Source organism: Paenibacillus diazotrophicus, assembly GCF_042610465.1.
Genome location: NZ_JBGJZN010000002.1, coordinates 399,584 through 424,565, shown reverse-complemented (window position 1 = coordinate 424,565; position 24,982 = coordinate 399,584). Strand labels below are relative to the sequence as shown.

The window sequence follows — 24,982 nt, the reverse complement described above, 5'->3', positions numbered from 1 at the left end:
CTTTACATTTCATTTTGAAAAAATTCCAGGAATGGCTTGCCGTACTTCCGGTATTTCACTTCGCCGACCCCTTTGACTCTCAGCATTTCCGCTTCGGTCTGCGGACAAACCACGCTCATCTCGCGCAGGGTCGCATCATTAAAGATAATGTAGGACGGCACATGCTCGCGCCCCGCCAGCTCGCGGCGGATCAGACGCAGCTGCTCGAACACCGTCTCATTGACAGCCGACGGTGACAAATCACGGACACGGCTGCGGTCCCGCGAACCGGAAGCCCCTCCGGTACGGAGTGGACGGGCCACCCGCTGCAGCACCTGCCGCTGGCCGCGCAGCACTTCGGCAGCCAGCGGCTGCAGCCGAACCACTGGGTACTGGCCTTCGGATAATGCCAGATACCCTTCCGAGATCATTACATTGATGGTCTCCGTAATCTCCTTCTCCGTACGGCTGGACATCGCTCCGTGGGTGGGCAGATTCTCGAAGCCGTACTGCAGCACCTTCTGGTTACGCGAGCCTTTCAGCACAGAGGATACCAGGGCCACACCGTAACGCTCGCGCATCCGGTGAATACAGGAGAAGATCTTCTGGGCATCCACCGTCATATCTATCAATTCCCGTTCGTCCGTACAAGAGCTGCAGATGCCGCAAGGCTTGTCCCCATGCTCCTCACCGAAATAATCCAGTTGGGCGCTGCGCAGACAGCGGGTGGTATAGCAGTAATCAATCATCTGCTGGAGCTTGCGATATTCATTGGCTTTGCGGTCCGTATCCTGGGGATTCTGCTCGATCAGGAACTTCTGCGTCATAATATCCTGGGCGCTGAAGAGCAGAATGCACTGGCTGGGTTCTCCGTCACGTCCGGCACGGCCTGCCTCCTGCACATAGGCCTCCATATTCTTCGGCATATTGTAATGGATGACGTAACGCACATTCGACTTGTCAATTCCCATCCCAAAGGCGTTGGTAGCGACCATGACGCGGATATCGTCGTAAAGGAACCCTTCCTGACTCTCCGCCCGCTCCTGGTCGTTCATTCCCGCATGATAACGCCCGGCGGCGACGCCGGATGCCTGCAACCGCTGATAGAGGTCATCGACCTCTTTGCGCGTAGCTGCATACACGATTCCCGGCTGATTAGCATGCTGGGCCGTATAGTCCATTACGAACTCACGCTTGTTCTCCCCCCGCAGTACAGACATGGCCAGATTGTCACGGCCCAGTCCGGTCATGAAGACTCCCGGCTGGCGAAGCCGCAGCAGCCGGACCATATCCTCCATCACCTCAGGTGTAGCCGTTGCAGTAAAAGCTGCCAGAATCGGCCGCTCCGGCAGCCCCTCTACGAACGGGGAAACGGCCAGATAACTGGTGCGGAAGTCATGTCCCCACTGGGAGACACAGTGGGCTTCATCCACGGCGACACAGGAGATAGACAGACTGCCCATTTCCAGGCGGAACCAGTCCAGCTCCAGCCGCTCAGGAGCCACATAGAGGAGCTTCAGCTCGCCCCGCCGTGCAGCCCGAATCCGATCATTTACTTCTTTGCCGCTAAGGGTGCTGTTGATATATGCAGCCGGAATTCCTGCTGTGGTTAGCGCATCCACCTGATCCTTCATCAGTGAGATCAGCGGGGAAATGACCAGGGTAAGTCCTGGCAGCAGCAATGCGGGAACCTGATAACAGATCGATTTCCCCCCGCCTGTCGGCATAATCCCCAGCGTATCACGGCCCTCCAGCAGATTCATTACAATTTTCTTCTGGCCCTCCCGGAAGTCGGGATAACCGTAATATTTTTGCAGTTCAGCCTGCGCCTGTTCCATGGTAGGTGCTTGCATCTTCATCTCTATCATAACTCCTTAAGACTTTCTATCTTTATTTTACATAAAAAAACCCCTACTAACCAACACTTTATAGTGATCCTCCAAACTTCCAGCCCAAAGGAGGCGGCCGAATGCAAGGATGGCAAGAGAAATACGCTTCATATAAACAAAAGCAAAAGCAGCCCTCCCCTATGCCGTCCGTTCCCGGCAATGACAAGATTAGCCTCAGCCTGAAAGACAATATGAAAGAACTGCTTGCCCGGCTCGGCCAAAGCGGAGATCTTGTCGTGCGTGATTTTCTGCTGTTTGGCAGATATGAGGCTGCGCTTATTTTCTTCTCCTCTCTGGTCAATCAGGAGCAGATTCAGGAATACATCCTTAAACCGCTTATGGACCGTTCTGCCGGAAGTCCCGGAATGCCGGACAAGCTTGCTGAGATGTCCCAATATATCTGGAAGGTAGCGGTACAAGTCACAAAAGGAACGACAGAACAAGACTTATCCGCATTGCCTCCCGCCATCGTCAAGGGCCAGCTGATTCTGCTGATAGAAGGTTCAAGTGAAGCTCTTCTGCTGGATATGCGTCAGATCGACATCCGCAGTGTAGAGCAGCCCCAGACGGAACAGGTGATCCGCGGACCGCGGGAAGGCTATGTGGAGAAGCTCGAGAACAACCTCTCTCTCCTGCGCTACCGACTGCAGAGTACGGACTTCCGGATTGAAATCAGTCCGCTGGGAACCCGGACCCAATCCAGGGTAGCCTTGTGTTATCTGGACAACGTGGCTGATCCGAAGCTGGTAGCCGAGGTGATGCGCAGGATTTCAATTATTCATACCGACGGGATTATCGATGCGGGCTACATTGAACAATTCATCGAAGACCAGCCGTTGTCTCCCTTCCCGCAGGTTCAGAGCACGGAGCGGCCGGACAAAACGGTAGCTTCCCTGCTCGAAGGCCGGATGGCTATCCTGGTGGACGGGTCCCCTTTTGCCCTGATTGTTCCGGCTTTGTTCAACCAATTCTTCCAAACGGTAGACGACTATACCGAACGTTTTATTATGGGCAGCCTCATCCGGATGATCCGCCTGATCGCACTTGCCTTCTCCCTGTTCTTCCCGGCTCTGTACGTGTCTGTGATTTCCTATAATCCGGAGCTGATGCCTACAGATTTCGCCGTAGCCATCTCCGGGGGCCGAGCCGGCGTTCCCTTCCCGGCAGTGCTGGAAGTGCTGATCATGGAGGTGTCCATGGAGGTGCTGCGTGAGGCCACCATCCGCCTCCCGCAGATGATTGGCGGGGCCCTCTCTATTGTAGGCGTGCTCGTCATCGGCCAGGCTGCGGTTGCAGCGGGTCTGGCAAGTCCGATCACTGTGGTCATTGTCGCGCTAACCACGATCGGTTCTTTTGCCACCCCGGCTTATAACGCTGCCATTGGTCTGCGTATGCTGAGGTTCCCCCTAATCCTTCTCGCTGGAATGTTTGGACTCTACGGTGTGATGGTTGGTACAATCCTGATCATCAATCATCTGTTATTCCTCGAATCGTTCGGTGTTCCGTATATGTCACCGTATATTCCCGGCAAATGGCGGGATTGGAAGGATACGCTGGTGAGGGCACCTTTGTGGTGGATGCGCCGGCGTCCCAGCTTTTTGTATACCCAGGACAGTACCAAAGTACCCGGCTCTGTTCCCGGAACTTATATAGACCAGATTCTTCAGCAAGGAGGGGAGACCGGTGAACGATTCCCGTCAGATCACGACACTGCGGGCGGCAGCCGTAATCAGTAGCACGATCATGGGTGTGGGAATACTCAGCTTTCCCCGTTACATGGCTGTCGCCGGAAATAGTGCCGGACCTTTTGTAGCTCTCACCGGCATTCTGATTTCGTTCTTCAGCTTCTGGCTGCTTGCCTCCTTATGCCGCCGTTTCCCAAAAGAATCGTTATTCATATTCAGCCGCCGATTAATCGGCCGCCCCCTGGCCATGTTCTTCACGTTGGTTATATGTCTTATTTTCATGACGCTTACCGGTCTTACCGCACGCCAGTTTGGAGATGTCGCCACCAGTGTTTTATTCAATAAAACACCGATTGAAGCGACCATTATTCTGATGCTGCTGATATGCCAGCTGTCCGCCAGGAGGAATATTATTAAGTTTTCCTATATTCATTTCTTTTACCTGCCGATGATCATCGGCTCTGTTCTCGTAACCATTCTAATTTCCATGAGGAACGTCGATGTGCTGAATCTGCAGCCGGTTCTGACCGCTCCTACGGCCTCTTTTTGGAAAGGCGCACGTGAAGCCAGCTACCTGTTCCAAAGCTCCTTTGTGATCACCCTTCTGATCCCTTTCATGAAGGTGCCAAAGCAGGCCGTACGTGCAGGGGCCTTTGGCATTCTGGGTTCAGGTGCTGTATATCTGCTGATTGCTATAGCATGCATAGGCATGTTCGGCGCTGAAGAAACCAAACTGCTGATTTATCCTACACTGGAAACCGCAAGGTCAGCGGCAGTAGGAGAAGGTTTTCTGGAGCGGCTGGACGCTCTATTTATAGTCATATGGGTAATTTCAGTCTACACCACCATTTACACTACCTATTACCTGTCATCCTACCTCCTGCAGAATCTGCTTGGTCTGAAAGATCAGCGTATGACCTCTAGTGCGGTGCTTCCTTTACTTTTTGTGATCGCCATGCTTCCGGAAAATGTCTTTGAAACCTATACGTGGTCGCTGGCACTGGGAAATATATCTTTGATATTCATGCTTGGCTACTCCATTCTGCTGTGGGTGGTCTATGGGCTGCGCCGCTCTGGAAAGAAGGCCTCTCATGAATAATTTGTTGCGAAAAATAATCTCGGTAGTATTGCCGGCTGCCATGATCAGTCTCTTCCTTGCCGGCTGCTGGGATCAGGTTGAGATTGAGGACCGGGCATTGGTGCTGGGCCTATCCATTGATACCGTCCCCCCCCAGAAGGCTGCCGAGGAAGAACAGGTTACCCATCTTAAGGATACAGAAATGCCGCATCAAATGATTAGTGTCACAGCGCAAATCGCTGTACCCGGACGTGTCCCGCTTGGCCCGGGCAGTGGAAGTGAAAACGGAAAGACAAGCCCCGTGTGGGTGGTTACAGTGGTGGGACATTCGCTTGATGATGCCATGAACAATCTGCAGCAGCAGATCGCAGATCCCCGGTATCTCGTACATTTGCGGGTGATTGTCATCAGCGAAGACATCGCCCGGGGAAGAATGGACGATCTGGATGACTATCTCCGGCGCAATCCTGAAGTCCGGCGCAGAACCTGGCTCCTGGTATGCGAAGGACGTGCTTCGCAGTTCATGGATGTCAAACCTCCGCTGCAGCGCGTCCCTACACTATACGTGCTATCCATGATGGAGAAGGCAGTAACCTCGGGCATATTCCCCGCAGATTATATCGGTACCTACTGGTCCTCGGATTCCAAATGGGGACAAAGCGCCTATCTTCCTTATGTGGCACTGCGCAACAAAGAGAACATTCTGATTAATGGTCTGGCTTATTTCAGCCAGGGCAAAATGGTCAATACAACGCAGCCGCTTGAAATCGGCGCATTCATGGCAGTTCAGGGTATGGACCCGGGCGGCTACTCCACTCTTTTCAAAACAAGGAAGTACGGTATGGTCATGACCAAAACCAATGAACGCTATACCAAGGCCCGCAGCTTCATCCGGGACGGTAAGCCTGTTCTATCCTTTGACATTTATCTCGAAGGGGATCTGGATGAGCACTATCATAGCCTGAGGCCTGCCGACTCCTCTGAAAGTTTGCATGAGATTGAGCTTGAATTCAAAGAGAATGCGAACGCTGTGATCCGGCGGCTGATACAGCAGACCCAGAAGGATCATGCTGATATATTTGGAATGGGAGAGATTATCCGCGCCCGCCATCCTGCGTATTGGAAACAGCATATTCATAACAAAAATGATTGGGAGGAGCTCTACGGCAGCATCACCGTGGACATTAACCTAGAACTGCACCTGCGGAGAGTTGGACTTAAAAAGACTTAGGAAACGAGGGGAATGCTCATGATCCACCTTTATGCCAGTTCTGCTGCCGTTGCCATATTCTCCGCACTGATGCTGCTCACTGTGGACAGGAATATTTACAAATCCAGCGGGTGGGTCCGGGAAAAAAAATTCGCCTCTGCAATCGGATGGTGCTTTGCCGGTATAGCTTTAATCATCATCGCCTGGCGAATAATCATGATCTAACCAATCCGTAGTATTTCTTCACGGCTCATGGTATATTGAGGAGTACATTATTAGAGGACGGAGAATGCTTCCATGAATACAAGACGAAATCCCAAAGAGGGTTCCAAACGCGGTGCTAGGCCGGGAGTGAACGCTAAAGTTCAGCCTAAGTCCGGTACAAGAGGACCTAATAGCAAAACAGGCGGCAAGACGGGGGCAGCTAAAGCACCGGCGCCCGTTAAATCGTATACGGTGGCCGAACCTGCCGAACTGCTGGCTTTTCTGCTGAAGACCCTTGCAAGCCGCGGACGAAATTCCGTTAAGTCCATGCTCTCCCGGGGGCAGGTGTCGGTGAACGGCAAGGCAGTGACCAAACATAATTTTCAGCTTCATCCCGGCCAGACCGTTACCATTGACCAGGAAAAGCCGGTCCAGGTACAGGAAATGATCGGACTGACGATTGTTCATGAGGATGACGATCTGATTGTCATTCAAAAGGATGCGGGCCTGCTGTCCATCGCCACCGGCGAAGACAATGAACTGACCGCTTACCGCCAGCTGATGGAGCATGTCCGCCAGAGCAATCCGAAAAACCGTGTCTTTGTGGTACACAGACTGGACCGCGACACTTCCGGTGTGATGATGTTCGCCAAAAGTGAACAGCTCCAGCAAATGCTGCAAAATACGTGGAAAGAAACGGTGAAGGAACGCTCCTATGTAGCTCTTGTTGAAGGTGTCGTCAAAAAACCGGAAGGAACCATCAGCTCCTGGCTGAAGGAAACCTCGACGCTCAAGATGTATTCCAGTCCCCATGAAGGGGACGGCCTGCATGCCGTAACCCACTACAAGCTTATTCAGGCTAACCGCCACTTTTCTTTGCTGGAAGTTCATCTGGAGACCGGGCGCAAGAACCAGATCCGTGTACATCTGTCCGATATCGGACATCCGATAGCCGGGGACAAGAAATACGGTGCAGAGACCAAAGCTGTGGGCCGGCTTGGACTGCATGCCCGTGTGCTCTCCTTCGTACATCCGACCACCGGAGAATTACTTACCTTTGAGAGCGCCATCCCCAAGACGTTCCTGAAATACTCTGCACCCGCGCCAACGAACTAAAGTCTGTTGCGGAACCGGGGATTGGGCTTGAAATAAATGATAATTTGCTTCTATAAAGGGATGCATCCACAGCGGATCAGCTGGAGATGCATCCCTTTATGTGCTTAGATGGGACGCCGCAGGCCCAGCAACATTTTCGCAGCAATTCCCGTCATGATACAATATAGAGAAACTTAAGAAGGTGCCTTATATGTTCCATCCTACTGTCTTTGACAATATTAAAACCGCATTTGAAAATCAGATCTATGACTACGATAATCTGGATGGAATTCTTGTGGTAACGGACCGTACCGATTTGATGAACCTGGCGCTGATGTCCCGGGAGTTCACCCTGTCCTTCAAGCTGACCGGCGGCAGAAATGTAACCTCCGAGGTAGTGCTGCTCTCATCGGTGAAGGAGCTGAGCGACGAGATTCTGGAAACCCCGGGCAGCAATCCCGGCTGCGGTCTTCTTTTACGCTTTTATATGGAAATCGATGATGTGGATGTCCAGTGTCCGGCCATTGAGGATGTCCTTACCACTATTTGGGGACCTGATTTCCAGCCCGTTCAATCTCTGAGTTACCTGTACGGCCAGGAAGACGACACCTACAATAACTGCATCGAGCTGCAGTTCAACCGGCAGATTACCGAAGAGCAGATGGAGGATATCCCAAGCCTCTTGAAGTTTCTTTTGCAAAGTGCGGAGGAACTGGAAGAGATCTAACTATTCTTTTGAATGAGGTGAAGGGTTCATGTATTTCCTGCCAACCGCCAAAAGCAAACGCTGGTACATCGCAGTTCCCGTCTACGCACTTGTTCTGTGGCTGCTGCTGATGCTGCACCGCTTTGTCCTGCTGGACAAGGAATTCAGTCTTCTCCTGCTTGGCCGGTATGCCGCACTTGCGCTTGGCGTGTCCATCCTTGTAAACGGCTTCGGCTGGTTCGGCGCAAGGCTAGTCTGGCTGATCACCACGGCAGGGATTCTGACCGGGCTTGGGTTCATGATCGCCTACACCTACCGAGATATGTCCGGATGGGAAGATCTGGCGGGCTTCCTCACGTTTGCAATGTTCACGCTTGGGGGCTTGGGGGCTGGCCTGCTCGCTGAGGGAATCTATTGGCTGGTCAGGCACAAGCGCCGCGCATAATTCTTTTGGATTACATGATGAGGGGGTAGACCATGTCCAATTCCCTTTTGACCAAAAAAGCCCTCGCCCATTCGCTAAAAAACCTGATGGAGCATGTCCCGCTGAACAAAATCTCTGTCAAACATCTGGTGGACGATTGCGGGCTGAACCGTCAGACGTTCTATTATCATTTTCAGGATATTTTTGAGCTGCTGGGCTGGATTTATCAGACGGAAGCTGTGGAGAGCATCGCCCTGTACCGCAGCTACAGCACGTGGACGGACGGGTTTTACCGGATCTTTTGCTATATAGGGGCCAACAAGGCCTTTTGCTGCAATACGCTGGAATCTCTAGGGAGAACACATCTGGATACATATCTGTATGAAGTGACTAACGGCCTGATTATGGGGGTTATTCAAGAACTGGCGGGTGAGATGGAGGTTAGCACTGCGGACAAGCGGTTTATCGCTAATTTTTATACGCTGGCTTTTACAGGACTTGTGATCCAGTGGATGCGGGACGGCATGAAGGATGAGCCGAAGTTCATCATCGATAAGCTTAGTGTGCTGATTGAAGGGAATTTTGCCAAAGCGCTGCATCAATATACCAATGAAAATGGACTGCGCAATCTCTAAAAGGGCGGTTTACGTCGGAAAACCTTACACTTTGCCGCAAGTGACCAAAATTCATACACTCTTAGACTTTTGACCATACCTTGTGCGGCAGCCTTGGTTTACATTAGGGACAGCAATAGAAACAACAACCCTATGGAGGCGACTCACAGTGAAAAAAGAGTACGGTAACAGCCAGGTGTATTTCATCGGCGGCGGTATTGCATCCCTTGCAGGTGCGGCCTACCTCGTAAGAGACTGCGACTTTCCCGGCCAGAACATTCACATTATAGAAGAGATGAAAATCCTCGGCGGCAGCAACGACGGCTCGGGCAGCGGTGAACAAGGTTATGTGATCCGGGGCGGCCGGATGCTGAACGATGAAACCTACGAGAACCTCTGGGAGCTCCTGAGCACCATTCCTTCGATCGACCATCCGGGGCAATCGCTGCGGGAGGAAATTACAGCATTCGATGACGCCAATCCCACTCACTCCAATGCCCGCCTGATTAACCGTGAGGGTGAAGTCGAGGATGTACTGTCTATGGGCTTCGATATGGCGGATCGCATGGCCTTGGGCAAACTGATTATCACTCCTGAAGACAAAATGGGCATAGCACGAATCAACGATTGGTTCGGCCCTCATTTTTTCCAGACGAATTTCTGGTATATGTGGGCAACGACGTTTGCCTTCCAGCCTTGGCATAGTGCGGTTGAATTCAAAAGATATATGATCCGCTTCATGCATGAATTCCCGCGTATTCAAACGCTTGAGGGCGTCACCCGCACCCCCTATAACCAATATGATTCCATTATTCTGCCGCTGCAGCAGTATTTGGAGCCCTTCGGCGTAGACTTCACCCTGAAATGTACAGTCACCGATCTGGATTTCAAGGACGGCGATGGCATTACCGTTACAAAAATGCAGGTGCTGCGCCAAGGCGTCCCGGATGTCATTGCGATTGGCGAAGAGGATCGCGTGATTATTACGAACGGCTCTATGACGGAAGGCTCCAGTCTCGGCTCGATGACAGCCGCCCCGCACCTGAACGGCAAGGGCAGCTCCTGGAAGCTGTGGGAGAACATTGCCGCCAAGAAACCGGGTCTAGGCAATCCCTCCCCTTTTGCCGATCATGTGGACGGCTCGAAATGGGAATCGTTCACGGTAACGTTCCAGGACCCGGTATTCTTTGATCTGATGGAAAAGTTCACGCGCAACCGGGCCGGTACAGGCGCACTCGTAACCTTCAAGGACTCTAGCTGGTTCATGTCTGTAGTGCTTGCTTTCCAGCCGCATTTCCGCAACCAGCCGGAGCATGTCAAGGTATTCTGGGGGTACGGACTGTATCCGGACAAGACCGGCGATTTCGTGAAGAAGAGAATGTGCGACTGTACCGGGGAAGAAATCATGCAGGAGCTGATCGGCCACCTTCATTTCGAAGCGCATCAGGAAGAGATTATGGCTACTGCGAACTGTATCCCATGCATGATGCCCTACATTACCTCCCAGTTCATGCCAAGGCTGAACAGCGATCGGCCGCAGGTCGTTCCCGCAGGGTCCACCAACCTGGCCTTTGTGGGCCAATACTGCGAGATCCCGGACGACGTGGTATTCACCGAGGAATACTCTGTGAGAGCAGCCAGAATTGCCGTGTATACGCTGATGGGCGTCAACCGCCCTGTAGAGCCGATCAAGCAGCATCAATATGATGTGCGGACACTGTTTACGAGTTTGGTGACTTCGTTCAGATAAACCCCTGACCGTACCCGGAAGTCACTGCTTCCTGGCTTGCCGCTTGGTCTATAGCAACGCATATGAAAAGCCCCCTAGCCGTCAGTCATTCTAACGGGAGGGGGCTTTGGGTGTATCTCCATTTATGCCTTGCCAGCCAACCTGGTCCAAGGCAGGATACCCGGGATCAGATCGGAGATTCTGCAATCAGATACTGCAGGATCCGTCATCGCAGCCCTCGGAATCTGCCGCTTTGGACTGGGGCTTACCGACAACCTGAAGCTCAGGTGTACTTTTCTCTTCAGCCCAGACGGTATCCAAGACTTCGGAGAACACCGGACCAGGCTGAGCACCTGAAACGGCATATTTATTATTGAAGACAAAGAAAGGCACGCCAGTGATATTCAATCGCTGTCCCTCTGCAATATCATTGTCCACCGCATCTGCATAAGCGTCTGTCTCCAGCATAGCCGTTACATCTGCAGCATCCAGACCCACCTCGGCAGCGAGAGAAGCCAGCTCTTTGTGGTCCGCCAGATTATGTCCATCGGTAAAATAAGCTGCCAGCAGCCGCTCGGACATCTCCGCACCTTTACCTTTGGCGGCAGCATAATGGCCCAAACGGTGACTGTCAAAGGTATTCGTATTCTGCACGGTATCAAAGTTGAACTCCAAACCTACACCCCTGGCTTGCTCTGCGAGTTGAACGTTCGTCGCAATCGCTTTCTCGCGGGTCATTCCATATTTGGCAGCCAGCATATCATAAATATCCTGAGTTGCCTGCACCGGGGCACTCGGATCAAGCTGGAAGCTGCGGAAGACCACTTCTACCTTGTCTTGGCCTTCGAACTGGCTCAGTGCATTCTCCAGCCGTCTTTTACCAATATAACAGAAGGGGCAGGCATTATCGGACCATACATCTATTCTCATAGGGATTCCTCCTAAAGTTAAGTAACTAAATATATCTCACTTACAATTGTATAGTTAATTAGTGAAAATTACAAGTATATTTATCCCTGCTGCTGCAGTACTATCACCGCATGGCCTCAACTCCGCGCACAAAAAAGCGCCTCTCTCCACAAAGAGCCTGCCATCACCTTATCGTGCTTGGACGATTCGGAAGCTGATGGACACAAGACGGATGGATCACATTTGGAGTGAACCACCGGCTTACCTTGCAGAGCGTAGAGCGCTATTATGATCGTTATATGTTGCTTTTATACCACTTACACACTTCACTTAAGCTGTTTGCACGTTATACTGGGGTGCTCAGCTCCGGTGTGAAGCCGTCGCCGCCATATTGGGTAACTGAAGGGTCAAGTCCCAGGCTTTCCTGAAGCAGATTGTACAAGCGGGCCCCAATGATCTCTTCTGAATAGTCAGAGCGTACGATCTTCAAGGCAGCTTCTCCCATCTCTGCACGCAGCTCAGGATTAGCAAGTAAAGTATCTATTGAGGCGGCAAGCGCGGATGGCTCCAAGCCTTCGGCAAGCAGACCGCTCACCCCATGCTGTACCAGCCCGCGTACCCCCATTACATTAAAAGCCACCGTGGGCAGCCCGCAGGCACCCGCTTCCAGAATGACCAGCGGCAGTCCCTCATACCGGGAAGGCAGTACGAAAAGCTCTGAAACACTGTAATAGCTGGCCAGAATATCCTTGTTGCGGATCGTACCGAGGAGAATTATGCGGTCCTCAAGATTCTTTTCCCTAATAAGCGACTTCAGGCTCTGCTCATCCGGCCCGCCGCCAGCGATCAGTACCTTCAGGTCAGGAATGGCATGCAACTGCTCCATGGCCTGAACCAGCAGAGAATGTCCTTTTTGATGCTCAAACAAACGCCCTACGGTGATCATATATCTGCTGTCCGGGTCCAGTCCAAGCGTTGCCAGCACCTGCTCCCTGTCTCTTTTGTAAAAGATCTCTGAGTTCACAAAGTTCGGCAGCAGCCGTATCCGGTCCGCGATATGCGGGAAATGGCTAACCATGTTTTTTTGCTCATCTTCATTAAGTGTGGTCAGAAAGGAAGCCTTGTGCAGCGTATGCTTTTTGATGGGCAAGATCCACTTATGAATACTGCCACCGTGATACGCGGCAATGATGGGAATATTCAGCTGCTTGGCCGTTCTAGCCAGCCGTTCAAAACGTCCGGAAGCATACTCCTGGGCATAGATGATGCTGATGCCATCCTCTTGCAGAATCCCGGCCAGATCCTTTTGGATGGTGGAAATATATTGGGAGATGAATTTACCTATAGGCGTCCGGTGGGATTGCGGGATCAGACAATACGATTTATATAGTCTCCCCACAGGGATGAACTTAATCGTGCAATCCACAATGCCGTGCTGGTAAGTACGGACCTCATCACCGGTGCGGGTGAAATTATATATGGTGGTGCGGATGCCTTTGGTCTGCAGAAGACGCGCATAATCGAATGAAAAATCATTATGATACGAACTTACATATTCCTCTTCACTGAGACCCAGACCTTTTACGAAGAAATCTTCAAAGTAATTAGTATGCATAAAGATCCCGACATGCATAACGTCTCCTCCTTAAAGTTTTGATAGCATAAGCTCCATGAATCAGTTTCGCAAAACTGGCTTCGGAAGCTTAGGCTTAACTTAAGCCCAAATAGTTCCAATTACTTAAAATCATCTGCAACTTATTTCCTAATTATTATAATCATAATTCCTATAAAAAAAAGTAAACGAAAGTGGTATATACGGTCCTACGGAGGGGGAGTACACTGGAATTAACATGGATTATCGGTGATTGTCATATTCTAGGAATGCGGACGTTATAAGCGTCCCGGAAGGAGCCAGCGGCATGCATGATGTGTCTATAGTAATTCCCACGCGCAACCGGATCAAAGATCTTACGTTGTGCATTGAGTCCATCGGCAGACAGACTGAGCTCGAAGATGTCTCGATCGAGCTGCTGATTGTTGACGATGGAGATATAGAGGAGAAGGTTCTGGAATATTTCCGTAAAGTCCTGGGCCGTATGCCTCAGGCAGAACTGCGCTATTACCGCAAAACCAAACCTGGTGTCTGGCTTTCCCGTTATGAGGCGCTCGGACTAATTGACGGCGATATTCTGCTCAGCTTTGATGATGATGCCGAACTCGATGACCCGCTGTACATCCGCCGGATGCTGGATACCTATGCAGCGGACAAGTCGATTGTCGGCGTAGGCGGCATAGCGAAAGGCATGTCCAGCAGCAGATCAGGCAAACTGCTCGGTATGCTCACCTGCCAAATGTCGGCATCGCCAGGCAGATTGTCTGCCAGTACTCTTGCCGGCTCCCTGTTGCTCTGGGGGGAAACCCGGGACACCTTTGAAACGGATTTTTTCCATGGCTGCAATATGTCTTTCCGGGCTTCGGCTCTTAAAGATATGAAGCCTTACCCTTGGATGACTAGCTATGCTGTGGCTGATGATATCTATATGTGTCATCTGGCGAGTAAATACGGCAAGCTTGTAATCAACCCGGATATGAAAATTACCCACCACGAGTCCCCAAGCTCCCGTGACAAGGCGGGACGTGTAGCACGTGCAACAGCGGTCAATCACTATTACCTGCTGAATCTGCGCAAAGCTCCGGTAAAAAATTACGCCGCCCTGCTGTGGACACTGACCTACCTGACCGGCAAGTCGACGCTAAAGCGTAACTTCAATGCAGTATCAGGTTATGTCAGCGGCATTCTCTTTGTACTGAATCCCCGTAAGGATAAGTACCGCGAATATATGCTGGACTAAGCCTGAACCAGTAGTATGGTATATGCTTTTTGACTGGCCCTGGAATCTCACTGGAATAACGGCATTTTTGCCGTTGTTCCGCCGCTTTCCTGTGGTGGGCGCTTTAATAATGGCATTTTTGCCGTTGTTCCGCCGCTTTCCTGCGGTGGGCGCTTCAATAACGGCATTTTTGCCGTTGTTCCGCCGCTTTCCTGCGGTGGGCGCTTGAATAACGGCATTTTTGCCGTTATTTCATTCATCGTAGGACTCAACCCCGCTTTTTTCCCCGGCTTCATATGCACTTTATCGAATTCGATAAATATCTTATCGATAACAGAAAACTCTTATTCTCCAATAACGCAAAAACTCCCGTTCCCCTTCAGGGGCGGGAGTTTCTGCTATATGCTTCCGTATATGTGCCTGCTTAACGCCTTGTATACTTTTCTGCCTGCTTACCACCTTGTATGGCTTGTCTCCTGCTTATCGCCTTGTATACTTGTCCGCCTGCCCGCTTGGCTTGCCGACTTGCCTGCTTACATGGCTTGTCTATCTGCTTCCTTGCCTGCTGCACCCCTATGCTGCCGGAGAATCAAACCGTCAGCTCTTTCGGAGCGGCTGCTGTGCGCTTGGTCTGGCGCGCAAAGTACAGGAAGGTTAACACAAGGAAAATCACGGCGTAAGTGAGCAAATATACGATTTGCTGTCCCATCAGCCCGTAGTCACCTGTACCGACAATTGCTTTGTAACCGGCGATACTGTGAGTCATTGGAAGCCAAGGATTTACTTTCTGCATCCAAGTAGGCAGCAGTTCCAGCGGGAATGTGCCTGCGCTCGATGTCAATTGGAAGATCATCAGCACAATTGCCAGGAAACGGCCCGGGTTATCCAGCCAGGTAACCAATGCCTGGACGATCATAGTAAAGGTGAAGCTGACGATCAGCGTGAACAGGAAGAAGAGCGGAACGCTCTGAACCTCCAGCTTCAGACCATATAACAAGATTATGTCGGCCAGAACCGATTGAAGAATACTGACCATTACGAAGGTGAGCGTCCGGCTGACGAATCTGCCCATCGGAGAAGCTCCAGGCACATTCGAATCGCGCAGCGAGAACACAGTGGTGAACACCAGCGCCCCTACGAACAGGGCTAATGATAAGAAATACGGTGCAATCCCCAGTCCGTAGTGGTCCAACTTGTGATCCGTTTTCTCTGTCAGCTTCACCGGTTCGGCGAACATGTTCACCGTATCATCCCCGGATTTCACACTTGACGTATCTGCTGCAGCCTCGTTCAGCTTCTGCGCCAGCTCACTGCTGCCGCTGGCCAGCTTGCCTGCACCATCCTTCAGTTCGCCTGCACCATCATTCAGCTTAACCGTGCCTTCTGACAGGCCGTCCACGCCTCCAGTCAGCTTGGTCAGTCCTTGCTCCAGCTTCGACGCGCCTTTGTTCAGTGCCGCTGCTCCGGTAGCCAGCTTGCTTCCGCCTGCACTGGCTTCATCCAGCTTCTTGCCGAAGGCTTGCAGCCCTGAAGCCAATTGAGTGCTGCCATCACTCAGCTGTGCAGCGCCTTGGGCCAATTGCTGTTGCCCCTGGTCCAGCTGCGTGCTGCCGGCCAGTAGTTGCGTCTGCCCGGTATGCAGCTGCTGGCTGCCTGCGGCTACCTGCTGGCTTGCGGCCAGCAGTTGCTGGAACTGCTCATTCTCCTGCAGACCAGGCGTTGCCGCCATCATCTGCTCCAGCCCTTTGGCTACCTGTTCGGCACCGGTAGCCAATTGGCTGCTGGCCGCTTCGGATGCGGTCAGTCCCTCTTTGAGCTGGCTGCTGCCCGCCTTTGAAGCCAGCAGCCCTTGCTTCAGCTTGGCCGCACCGTTCTGTGACTTCACAGCCCCATCCTGCAGCTGCTGATGGGCTTTAGTCAGCTGGCTTAAGCCGCTGGCAAGGTCTGTGGTTCCCTTCGTTAAGGTGCCTGAGCCCTGATTCAGACTATACGCGCCGTTATCCAGCAGCTTCAGTCCGCTCTGGAGCTCGGTTGTGCCGCTGGCAAGCTTATTCAGGTTGGTCTTAAGCGTGGACAAACCGTTAGTGAGCTTCCCTGCTCCGTCCTTAAGCTCGGTTGCACCGCCGCCGGCATCCCCAAGACCTTCAGAGATCGTATCTACCTGTTCAAACATGCTGCGGGTATAGGCTTCTGTGATCTGGGTCGACAGCTTTGACTTCAATTTATTCATCGCACTGATGCCGATTTGTCCGGCCACAAAGTTATAATCACTGTTCGGCTCGTACACAATCTCAGCCTGGACCGGATGTTCTTCGGTTAAGGTAGTCGCATTCTCCGAGAAGTTGGAAGGAATAGTAATCGTCAAATAATAACGGTTATGGGCCATGCCATCCTCCGCTTCCGCCGCATCCACGAAATCCCACTTGAAATCGCTGTTGTCTTTTAACTCCTCAACAAAATCCTCGCCCACTTTCATAGTCTTGCCCTCGTAGACCGCTCCCTTGTCCTGGTTGACCACTGCCACAGGCAGCTTGCCCGTATTGCCATAGGGGTCCCATGAGGCATCTACCAAAAAGCCGCTATACAGCATCGGCAAAGCCGCAACACCCAGCAAAGTGAGCGCAAGCATCGGCTTCGTCACCAGTATTTTCAAATCCTTCAGAAACACAGTCATAGCTTTCATAGCCGTCACCTTCTATCTCTTGTTTGTAAATTAATGAAAAGTTTCACAGTCAATCATTACTATTGAAAAAAAATAGCCTTTTACAGGCCGGTTGGCTTGGCTGCTATACGAGAATGCCCTTCGAAATGAACAAAATCATATGTTCTTTAATCCGATTTTTGTCCAGGGGCTCATGCCCTTTGTTCCATTCTGTAGTCAGGGCCAGATATAAGCGCAGAATCATAAACGCCGCCACACTTGGGTCACAAGGCTTCACTTCACCCCGCTGAGTCGCCTGCTCAATCTGCTGCTTCAGGAAGTCGAGCGCATATTCTTCCATCCGTTTGACCCCTTCAAGCGCCTGAGCCGTACCGATATCACGAACCTCCTGCGCCAGCTTGACGAACAGTTCATGATCCGAGCGGAATTCCAGAATGGAATCGAGCAGATTGAGCAGCTTCAGAGTAAAAGTAATATCTTCCGAAGCCAGCCGGTTCATAACAGAGGTCAGCTCCTGGGAGGCCTTGTCCAGAATTTCTTCGAACAGCTCTTCCTTCGTTTTGAAAAAAGTATAAATCGTACCTTTGCCTACATTGGCGATCCTGGACACTTGATCCATAGTCGTGGCTTTATAGCCAAACTGCACAAAGGACTTCGTCGCCGCCTGCAGAATTAATGCTTTGCGGTCGATGGACATGGTTCAAGCTCCTTTCTTTCTAAAAGAATCAGTCACATTTTGACTAAATTTTATTTTTGGTCAGTCGGTCATAAACAATTTACCATGTATGTGCCTGTATGACAACAATTTTAATTAAATTTCAGCTAAAAGGGGATTCTCCTCTACTTCTTATGCCCAAAATGTCATGAAAAAAGTATCCATGTTCTGCTGATCTGGGGTATTATAAAAAAGATGTAATTAAAGAAACTAACTTTATGGATGGTGGAATATGTTTAAGAACAAAAAACCGGCAATGGTCCTGCTCGCTCTCATCATGGTTTGTGCTCTGACTGTCGCAGCCTGCAGCAACAATAAGAACAACGGCAGCAGTCCTGATGAGACCTCCGGCGGTGCAAAGGTATCCACGGATGGTGAAACCAAGTCCCTGGAGCAGACGTTTTATATTTATGATACCGTGGTTAATATCAAGATTTTTGGGGATAAAGCAGAGCAGAAAAATATGGATGACATCCAGCAGATGCTGGAACGAATGGATAGAGAGTTCAGCCGCACCAAGGAAGACGGGGAGCTGTACGCTGTGAATAAGGCTGCCGGCAAAGAAGCGGTAGTGGTCTCCGATGAAACGCTGGATATTGTCAAGCAGTCATTGAAATATGCCGAAGAAATGGACGGGCTGTTCGATCCGACGATCGGACCGCTCGTAGATCTGTGGAATATCGGCAGCGGCGGGGAATCGGTTCCCCCTCAGGCGGATATCGACAAAGCCAAAGCCCTGACCAACTATAAAGACGTGATTGTGGATGATGCCGCGAAGACAGTGAAGCTTGCCAAAGAAGGCATGGTGCTGGACATGGGCGGGATCGGCAAGGGCTATGCGGCAGACCGTATTGCTGATTATTTAAAGGAGCAGGGTCTGGACAGTGCGATGATCAACCTTGGGGGCAGCAGCATTATTGCGTTGGGCAACAAGCCTAACGGCTCACCATGGAATATTGGCCTTCAGGACCCTGACCAGAGCCGGGGTACGCAGCTGGGAACGATTAAGATTTCCGATGAAGTCATCGACGCATCAGGGGTATACGAACGTTTCTTCATACAGGACGGTGTGCGTTATCATCACATTCTGGATCCGCGTACCGGCTTCCCTTCCCAGAACGGGTTAAAAAGCATTACAATTATGAGTCCCAACGCCACAGACGCAGATGCCCTGTCCACCGGGGTGTTTCTCATGGGTCTGGAGGACGGCATGAAATATCTCGAATCACTGCCGGAGAAGATCGATGCCTTCTTCATCACAGATGATAATAAGATTTATGCTACCTCGGGACTGCGGGAACGATTGCAGCTGACCGATCCGGGATACACTTTTGCCAATTAAGCATCACTAGTTATAAGATTCAGCGGTTAAAATAGCAAAAGCGGCGGAGCCAAGGCTCCGCCGCTTTTTGCTGCGTACAAGTTAAAGCTATAAGTTCATATCAATGGAAGCTCACTGAATTCCTGGTAACTGGTAAAAATATAACTTGGCTTATGCTCCGTTCCCGGCTGACGGCCACGGGGATTGTACCAGCACACCTTCCAGCCTGCCGCAAGCGCACCAACCACATCATTATCCCACGCATCTCCGACGTAGAGCGACTGCTCAGCCGTTGTCCCCGTTACCCGGTTCACATGGGCAAAGATTGCCGGGTCCGGCTTAGCCAGTCCAACCGCATCTGAGATAAAGATCATATTTTCAGGGATTAGCTTGTCTACGCCCAGTCCGCGCAGCTTGCTCATCTGATGGTCCTGCGGACCGTTCGTTATAATGCCTACCTTATGCCCCAGGGAAATAAAACGCTGAAGCTGCTCAGCCACGCCCTCTATCATCTCAATGCTGTACTGACGGCCGATATAGGCTGCCTGCACTTTTTCCGCCTGATCGTGATCCAGCTCTATGCCATATTCCTTAAAAGCCAGCTCCAGCCGCCGCACCCGCGTCTCTTCCAGGGCAAGCTCTCCCCGCAAATACTTCGGCCACAGCAAGTCGCTGTGATACCTTACTTTGTAGAATAGATCCGTATAATTCAGATGACTCTCATCCGGCTTCAGCACCTCGCGCACCGCTTCCCGGAAGGGCACCAGATGATCATACAGTGTATCATCCAGATCAAAAAATATAGCCAGTTTCTCATTGCTCTTATCCATTTTAACGCTCCCTGCTCTTGTGGAAAAATAAATGATACGTAATAAATTCATCATCCCGGATGTAGCCGTGCGCCTCATATAGACGCTGTGCTCCGGTATTTTGCGTCATCGTACTTAATTCCAGACCTTTAGCACCTGTGCTCCTAGCAAAATTCTCTACAGCCTTCAGCAGCATAGAGCCTAACCCGTTGCCGCGCTGCTCTGCTGTGACAAACAGATCATTCAGAATCCATACCCGCTGCATGGTTACCGACGAAAAGGACGGATACAGCTGCGCGAAGCCTGCTGCCTTCTTGGATGCACCTTGACCTGCTGACGCCATGAACAGGACCGATTCCCCATTTGCAAGTCTTGCCTCCAGGAACCGGCGGGCTCCTTCCAGATCAGTGGGCTGGCCATAGTAGACGCGGTAATCGTCAAACAACGGAGCTATCAGCTCCAAATCCGGCGTCCCCGCTTGTTCCAAATGATAGTTCTCCATAATATGGTCCCGCTTTCCGGCCGTTTCCGCCAACTGTTCTTAATCTCTTGAATCATAGAAAATATGACGTGCACTGATCTTGCCCGCTTCAATATCAAGTAAACCAAAAGAATACTGCTTCTCCCGCCGCTTGTCCGTAGGCGAACCGGGGTTGAACAGTAGAATATCACCCTCCTGCCGCAAGAGCGGCTGGTGCGAATGACCGAATAGAATGCAATCCACCTGCTCACCTTCAAAAGCAAGCAGCGCATTGCCGTCGGTTCCCTTGCGCGAATAGGGCGCATGTCCATGAATCATCCCGATCCGCTTGTCTTCCAGTGTCACGATCTTGCGCTCCCCGAACCGCCGGATGATCTCCGCTCCATCGTTGTTGCCGGCAATCCCCTCCACGGGGGCCAGCTCTGCCAGAAGATCATAGATCTCCAGCGACACCCAATCCCCCAGATGGAGAATCATATCCACCTTGCTGAATTCCTCCATTAGCACGGATGGCAGCCCTTTGGCTCTGCTTGAGAGATGCGTATCCGATACCACTCCTATCTTCATCTGCTTCAGCTCCTAATCTGCGAAACCTAATTTTCAGATAATTGTACGATTTGCAGGGGGGAGAAGCAAGTAAAGCAGTTACAGGAAGGCCATCACATAAGTTGAACCAGCTTGAATCAACGGTTCACTTCCCCCGGTCCCGCCAATTCCACAGGCGTACTTCCCCAATCCGGATATTGCTGACCCAGGGCTCCTCCTTCAGCTTCAACAGCTCCTTCACCGGTCCGGTGACAACAGCTCCGTAGAGCTGAACACCGTGCTCCTGCAGATAGTTAAGCGCTCCATCCACTTGGATCATTGGGGCTGCCTTGCGGGCGAGCGATTTATGCTGCTGCAGAAGCTGCAGCGTCTTGATGAAGTTATCGTTCCGCAGTTTGCCGTCCCCGTAGGCCTCAACGGACGGATACGCCACACTCCTGGAGCTTACGCTACTGAACCAGCCCGTCTTTTTCTTGGATTCCTGCACAACCTTCGCATCAGACTCCTGCCATATGGGCATGTAAGGGAACCCGAGTGGGGTTGTGGCAACCGTGCCTCCGGACAATGGGCCGATATCGGCGGCAAACCACACGGGCAGCAGATTCAGCGGTTCAAACTTTTTCAGCAGCTCATCTGTCGGGTACAATTGATCACAAGACAAGTAGGCTTCGGCCACAGTGCCTTCGGGAAGCTTTTGCAGCTTCGTCCACTCTGCACGATCATCCACTCTGCTGCCGGAGCCCGCTGCCTTATCCGGGTAATAGAAATAAGTATTCCCGGCGTTCCTCATATCCGTCCAATTCATCATACCTGGACCGGACAATCCGAAGAGATAGTTCTGCGTATATTCTCCGGCATCCACCAGTTCTCCTCCGATTTGCTTCTGCAGTCTTCCGGTTAACTCCATTCTGAAAAAGTACTTGGCGTTTGCGCTGAGGTTTACTGCCGTATTGGGCCGTGAGACGGCTATAGCGGAAGACACAACGTCTCGATAGATGTCCGTCCGGTCACCTGAGTTATAGAATAGTGCAGTAATTATGGTACTGATGATCGTAAAAGCCAGAAGTGCCGCGAGCACGGTAATCGTATTTACAATCCGTGCCTTCCATTTACCCCGGCGGATTATTTTTTTGGCCTTACCTGGCGGCGGAGCTGACTGAGGGAAATGGGTTTCTTTTCGCCACCCGGGGGACTGATCCTCATGCTCCATTTGCTCCTCCAGATAGACCTGATAAGCCTCCAGCTTCTCCAGCTCCTGTTCCACTTCTTGGCGGTCAGCTTCCGGCAGCTTACCTTCACTGTATCTCCGCAGCTTCTCTTTGAAGTCCTCACTCATCGCCGTTCCTCCTCCACTCTAATTCTCTCAGCTTTTGTCTGGCGCGGAATACGAGTATTTTGTATTGGGACAGTCCGATCGCCATGATCCCTGCAGCTTCTAGATAAGACATTCCATACACTTCATGCAGCAAAAGCGCGTGACGTTGCCTCTCCGGAAGGCAATCTATCGACAATGCTACTTCCTCCAGACGTTCCTGTCGCAGGAGCGTTCCCTCCGTAGTCTCCGGGTGGGCCAGCTTGTTGAAATAATCGGCATCTATGCTTATACTCCTCTTCGCCTTACGGGTATCATCCACAAAAGCATTGTATGCAACACGGAACAACCAGGGCTTGACCTTGTCTTCCGGGCAGTTCTCCAGGTAAAGATAGGCACGGTAAAAGGTCTCCTGCATCAGGTCCTCGGCAAGGTGATGATCATGGCAAAGGGAGCGCAAGTAGATGTATATATCCTGAATATAGATCTGATACAGCTCATCCAGTGAATTTGGCTCCATCCCCTCCCCCCTTACCCTATCCACGTATGAATTCGCCAAAAGTTACATCTTAGCCTTTATATTAGGAAAAATAAGGATAGAATTAGACTGGCTTCCCATATAAAAAACAGCGGCAGTCTTAGACTGAAAATAAGCCCTGGACTGTCACTGTTTTATTGGATTAACGTACCCATTGGCGCAGTACATCTTCTGTCGATTAATAAAAAAGACGTACAGGTTAGCCCAAAATACAAACAAAGCGGACTATATATCCATGTATAATTTCTCCTTTAGCTGTTCCCTAAATCGTCAAAAGGAAAATTCAGGATATTGTCGACTGGTGGAGAATATCAAAAGAGTACAAACAACAGTACAGGAGAATTACAATCAGGAGGGAAATAATGGCTAATTTGTTTGGCGGTTGATGGGTAATTATACGGAGGTTAGCATTCCCGAATTAATGAACCAATAGGGCGGTTATCTGATGCCACAGGAAGAAATACGGATGGGCTTAAAGCTGATCCGCGACGCTTTTATTATTACGGATGACAGATTGATTCTGATTGACCACCAGGGCGTTACTGGGAAGAAGACCCGTGTATCTTCGATCCACCTCAGCTCCATTTATGAAGTCACTATGGAGACGGGAGGCACCGGCTTCGATGATTGCGAAGTTACCCTTCACTACATAACCTCACCTTATCACAAATCCAACAATCTACAGACCGCATTCTATAAATTTGAATTTGGCAAGAAATTCAACGTCCAGCCGTTGTATACCGCATTGGTCAGTATTTCCAATGACAATTACAAGCGCCTGAATTCCTAGTCTGTAACGTATTTATTCATGCACCAAATAAAGGGCTCTACATTTTAGTATGCATACTAATATGTGGAACCCTTTATGTCTTACTATCGTTTTCCGCTAGCTTAACCAAACGACGAACCTTAATCATCGCTTGTTTCTACACAAGAATCCCAAACAAGTGAACTGCAAACACAATAATACTAAGAATCAATATGACTCTCCCACCCTATAACACAAAGAAGTTCCATAGCGCAATTAGCTAATCCATAATAATGTCTACTACTTGTTTCGCGAATGCAGCATAGGGTTCAATCAGATCAGGACTTCGATCAATAGCCCACCTGAGGTTATCGAAAGCCCTTAATAACAGATAATGCCTTATGTCAGAAAGGTCTTTTTCACTTATTCCGTACCCGTCTATAAACGCGTTGAATTCTTCAACATTTGGGCTTTCTTCTAGCCCTAGGATCTGGTAATGCATCAATTGAGCAACAGTTGCATGTGGTACCACGCTTACTTTCGCATTCCAATCCAGCAATATTACTTGGTTTGCCTGATTGACAATCGTATTCTTTAAAGAGATATCTCCATGGTTTAAGCCGAAACGGAACGATTCACTCTTAAAATCTTCAAACAGTTCTTTTATTCTCCGCGATTCCATCTGGGTGATTACTCCAAGCTCTATCAAGCGGTCATGCTCAGTCAGACTATTGATATTATGCTGCACATAACCTTGCCAACTACCGTCTGATCCAGCATGAGATGGTGACTGAAACTCACCATGGACTGGATCAATCAGATTTTCCCCATATCCTTTCACTTGAATAGTATGAATAAGCTTGGCATATTCTCCAAGTTTTCTCCAAACTTTAGTCTTGGGTACGGTACTATCTAACCCGTTGTCCCCCTCAACAAAGGCTTGAATCATATATGCGGTATCATCAACTATACCAATGGACAACACCTCAGGTCCCGGAATGCCAACTGCGGCTGCTTGCTCGATACACCATTTTTCTTTAATATAGCTTGGAAATGTATCTTTATCGTTCATACGGACAACAACTTTATGAATCTCTGATTCGACTATGCAAACCTGATTGATGATGCCTTTACCTGTGATCTGATAGGCAGCTTTCACTTGTTCCTGAAGAAAATCGCCTGCAATTCGAGCTGCCTGTATAACTAATGAGTCTTTCATTGTTATTTTCATCCCTCTCAAAAGCCGTGCTTCGAATAGTTTACCACACACTTTTTTAGGAAATACGTATAGAACTTAACTATCCTACCCGCTTAAAGAAAAAGCAACCGGTCGTTTAAGCGGCCTGTTCGATTTTACGGGAGAAAGGAATTCCATCTTCCTTTGGTAAAATATTACCGTCACCTTTAAAAATATTCCTAATAACCCGAAGTTTAACGATCTGTAAAACTTTGCGATGCTCTCAATCTATAGCAAAAAAAAGGAAGCCCTCCGGCTCC

The 24,982-nt window shown here is 50.4% G+C and carries 24 protein-coding genes and 1 pseudogene; 12 read left to right on the top strand and 13 right to left on the bottom strand.

The features are described 5' to 3' along the window. Positions 1 to 2: 2 nt before the first annotated feature. Positions 3 to 1,838, bottom strand: coding sequence for a DNA helicase RecQ (gene recQ, locus ACAN54_RS13275; protein WP_379155310.1), 1,836 nt, complete (start codon positions 1,836 to 1,838; stop codon positions 3 to 5). 110 nt (positions 1,839 to 1,948) lie between these two features. Between recQ and ACAN54_RS13270 the strand changes: the two genes are divergently transcribed. The 9 genes from ACAN54_RS13270 (at position 1,949) to ACAN54_RS13230 (ending at position 10,634) form a co-directional block, all read left to right on the top strand. Continuing rightward, positions 1,949 to 3,604 (top strand): spore germination protein, encoded by a 1,656-nt coding sequence (locus ACAN54_RS13270; protein WP_379155306.1) that lies wholly within the window; start codon positions 1,949 to 1,951, stop codon positions 3,602 to 3,604. Beyond that, a complete protein-coding gene (locus tag ACAN54_RS13265; RefSeq protein ID WP_379155303.1) occupies positions 3,552 to 4,652 on the top strand; it encodes a GerAB/ArcD/ProY family transporter in 1,101 nt (366 codons plus the stop codon). Before ACAN54_RS13270 ends, ACAN54_RS13265 begins: the two co-directional genes overlap by 53 nt. Continuing rightward, entirely contained in the window at positions 4,645 to 5,862 is a 1,218-nt protein-coding gene (locus ACAN54_RS13260) for a Ger(x)C family spore germination protein (protein WP_379155300.1), read from the top strand. The genes ACAN54_RS13265 and ACAN54_RS13260 overlap by 8 nt, the downstream gene beginning before the upstream one ends. Positions 5,863 to 5,880: 18 nt before the next feature. Beyond that, positions 5,881 to 6,066, top strand: coding sequence for a CLC_0170 family protein (locus tag ACAN54_RS13255; RefSeq protein ID WP_379155297.1), 186 nt, complete (start codon positions 5,881 to 5,883; stop codon positions 6,064 to 6,066). Positions 6,067 to 6,138: 72 nt separating this feature from the next. Beyond that, positions 6,139 to 7,161 (top strand): RluA family pseudouridine synthase, encoded by a 1,023-nt coding sequence (locus tag ACAN54_RS13250; protein ID WP_379155294.1) that lies wholly within the window; start codon positions 6,139 to 6,141, stop codon positions 7,159 to 7,161. Between the two features lie 190 nt (positions 7,162 to 7,351). Further along, entirely contained in the window at positions 7,352 to 7,867 is a 516-nt protein-coding gene (locus ACAN54_RS13245) for a hypothetical protein (protein ID WP_379155290.1), read from the top strand. 28 nt (positions 7,868 to 7,895) lie between these two features. Next, on the top strand, positions 7,896 to 8,291 hold the full coding sequence (locus ACAN54_RS13240; RefSeq protein ID WP_379155287.1) for a hypothetical protein: 396 nt from the start codon (positions 7,896 to 7,898) through the stop codon (positions 8,289 to 8,291). A gap of 32 nt (positions 8,292 to 8,323) precedes the next feature. Further along, a complete protein-coding gene (locus ACAN54_RS13235; RefSeq protein ID WP_379155284.1) occupies positions 8,324 to 8,905 on the top strand; it encodes a TetR-like C-terminal domain-containing protein in 582 nt (193 codons plus the stop codon). Between the two features lie 148 nt (positions 8,906 to 9,053). Further along, the gene (locus ACAN54_RS13230; RefSeq protein WP_379155281.1) at positions 9,054 to 10,634 is read left to right on the top strand and encodes an oleate hydratase; all 1,581 of its coding nucleotides are present in this window, start codon (positions 9,054 to 9,056) and stop codon (positions 10,632 to 10,634) included. A gap of 186 nt (positions 10,635 to 10,820) precedes the next feature. On the opposite strand, the gene ACAN54_RS13225 is transcribed toward ACAN54_RS13230, so the two are convergent. Next, entirely contained in the window at positions 10,821 to 11,543 is a 723-nt protein-coding gene (locus ACAN54_RS13225; protein ID WP_379155277.1) for a DsbA family oxidoreductase, read from the bottom strand. A gap of 325 nt (positions 11,544 to 11,868) precedes the next feature. Continuing rightward, complete coding sequence (locus ACAN54_RS13220) at positions 11,869 to 13,155, bottom strand: glycosyltransferase family 4 protein (RefSeq protein ID WP_379155273.1); 1,287 nt, start codon at positions 13,153 to 13,155, stop codon at positions 11,869 to 11,871. A 286-nt stretch (positions 13,156 to 13,441) separates the two neighbouring features. Here ACAN54_RS13220 and ACAN54_RS13215 point away from each other — a divergent pair, with 286 nt between their 5' ends. Continuing rightward, positions 13,442 to 14,374 carry a glycosyltransferase family 2 protein gene (locus tag ACAN54_RS13215; RefSeq protein WP_379155270.1) on the top strand — a complete coding sequence of 311 codons (933 nt, stop codon included), beginning with the start codon at positions 13,442 to 13,444 and terminating at the stop codon, positions 14,372 to 14,374. 47 nt (positions 14,375 to 14,421) lie between these two features. Here the strand turns inward: ACAN54_RS13215 and ACAN54_RS13210 are convergent, their stop codons facing one another. The 3 genes from ACAN54_RS13210 to ACAN54_RS13200 all read right to left on the bottom strand — a co-directional run bounded on the left by ACAN54_RS13210 (position 14,422) and on the right by ACAN54_RS13200 (position 17,712). Next, positions 14,422 to 14,613, bottom strand: a complete 192-nt coding sequence (locus ACAN54_RS13210) for a hypothetical protein (RefSeq protein WP_379155267.1) — start codon at positions 14,611 to 14,613, stop codon at positions 14,422 to 14,424. 329 nt (positions 14,614 to 14,942) lie between these two features. Next, positions 14,943 to 17,036, bottom strand: coding sequence for a YhgE/Pip family protein (locus ACAN54_RS13205; protein ID WP_379155264.1), 2,094 nt, complete (start codon positions 17,034 to 17,036; stop codon positions 14,943 to 14,945). A gap of 103 nt (positions 17,037 to 17,139) precedes the next feature. After that, the gene (locus ACAN54_RS13200; protein WP_379155261.1) at positions 17,140 to 17,712 is read right to left on the bottom strand and encodes a TetR/AcrR family transcriptional regulator; all 573 of its coding nucleotides are present in this window, start codon (positions 17,710 to 17,712) and stop codon (positions 17,140 to 17,142) included. Between the two features lie 250 nt (positions 17,713 to 17,962). Here ACAN54_RS13200 and ACAN54_RS13195 point away from each other — a divergent pair, with 250 nt between their 5' ends. Beyond that, positions 17,963 to 19,072 carry an FAD:protein FMN transferase gene (locus tag ACAN54_RS13195; RefSeq protein WP_379155257.1) on the top strand — a complete coding sequence of 370 codons (1,110 nt, stop codon included), beginning with the start codon at positions 17,963 to 17,965 and terminating at the stop codon, positions 19,070 to 19,072. 95 nt (positions 19,073 to 19,167) lie between these two features. Here the strand turns inward: ACAN54_RS13195 and ACAN54_RS13190 are convergent, their stop codons facing one another. From ACAN54_RS13190 to ACAN54_RS13170, 5 genes are all read right to left on the bottom strand, one after another. Continuing rightward, positions 19,168 to 19,881, bottom strand: a complete 714-nt coding sequence (locus ACAN54_RS13190; protein WP_379155255.1) for an HAD family hydrolase — start codon at positions 19,879 to 19,881, stop codon at positions 19,168 to 19,170. 1 nt (position 19,882) lies between these two features. After that, positions 19,883 to 20,362: a GNAT family N-acetyltransferase gene (locus tag ACAN54_RS13185; protein ID WP_379155252.1), complete on the bottom strand. Its 480-nt coding sequence runs from the start codon at positions 20,360 to 20,362 to the stop codon at positions 19,883 to 19,885. Positions 20,363 to 20,401: 39 nt separating this feature from the next. Next, positions 20,402 to 20,908: a metallophosphoesterase family protein gene (locus ACAN54_RS13180; RefSeq protein WP_379155249.1), complete on the bottom strand. Its 507-nt coding sequence runs from the start codon at positions 20,906 to 20,908 to the stop codon at positions 20,402 to 20,404. Between the two features lie 124 nt (positions 20,909 to 21,032). Next, positions 21,033 to 22,223, bottom strand: coding sequence for an anti-sigma factor (locus tag ACAN54_RS13175; protein WP_379155246.1), 1,191 nt, complete (start codon positions 22,221 to 22,223; stop codon positions 21,033 to 21,035). Further along, on the bottom strand, positions 22,216 to 22,719 hold the full coding sequence (locus tag ACAN54_RS13170) for a sigma-70 family RNA polymerase sigma factor (RefSeq protein ID WP_379155242.1): 504 nt from the start codon (positions 22,717 to 22,719) through the stop codon (positions 22,216 to 22,218). The genes ACAN54_RS13175 and ACAN54_RS13170 overlap by 8 nt, the downstream gene beginning before the upstream one ends. A 463-nt stretch (positions 22,720 to 23,182) precedes the next feature. On the opposite strand from ACAN54_RS13170, the gene ACAN54_RS13165 reads away from it, so the two are divergent. Continuing rightward, a complete protein-coding gene (locus tag ACAN54_RS13165; protein ID WP_379155238.1) occupies positions 23,183 to 23,527 on the top strand; it encodes a PH domain-containing protein in 345 nt (114 codons plus the stop codon). 238 nt (positions 23,528 to 23,765) lie between these two features. Here ACAN54_RS13165 and ACAN54_RS13160 read toward each other — a convergent pair whose 3' ends face one another. Beyond that, positions 23,766 to 24,704, bottom strand: a complete 939-nt coding sequence (locus ACAN54_RS13160) for a phosphotransferase (RefSeq protein ID WP_379155235.1) — start codon at positions 24,702 to 24,704, stop codon at positions 23,766 to 23,768. Positions 24,705 to 24,825: 121 nt separating this feature from the next. Further along, positions 24,826 to 24,942: pseudogene (locus ACAN54_RS13155) on the bottom strand (DUF2441 domain-containing protein); the annotation flags it as partial. Positions 24,943 to 24,982: the final 40 nt, after the last annotated feature.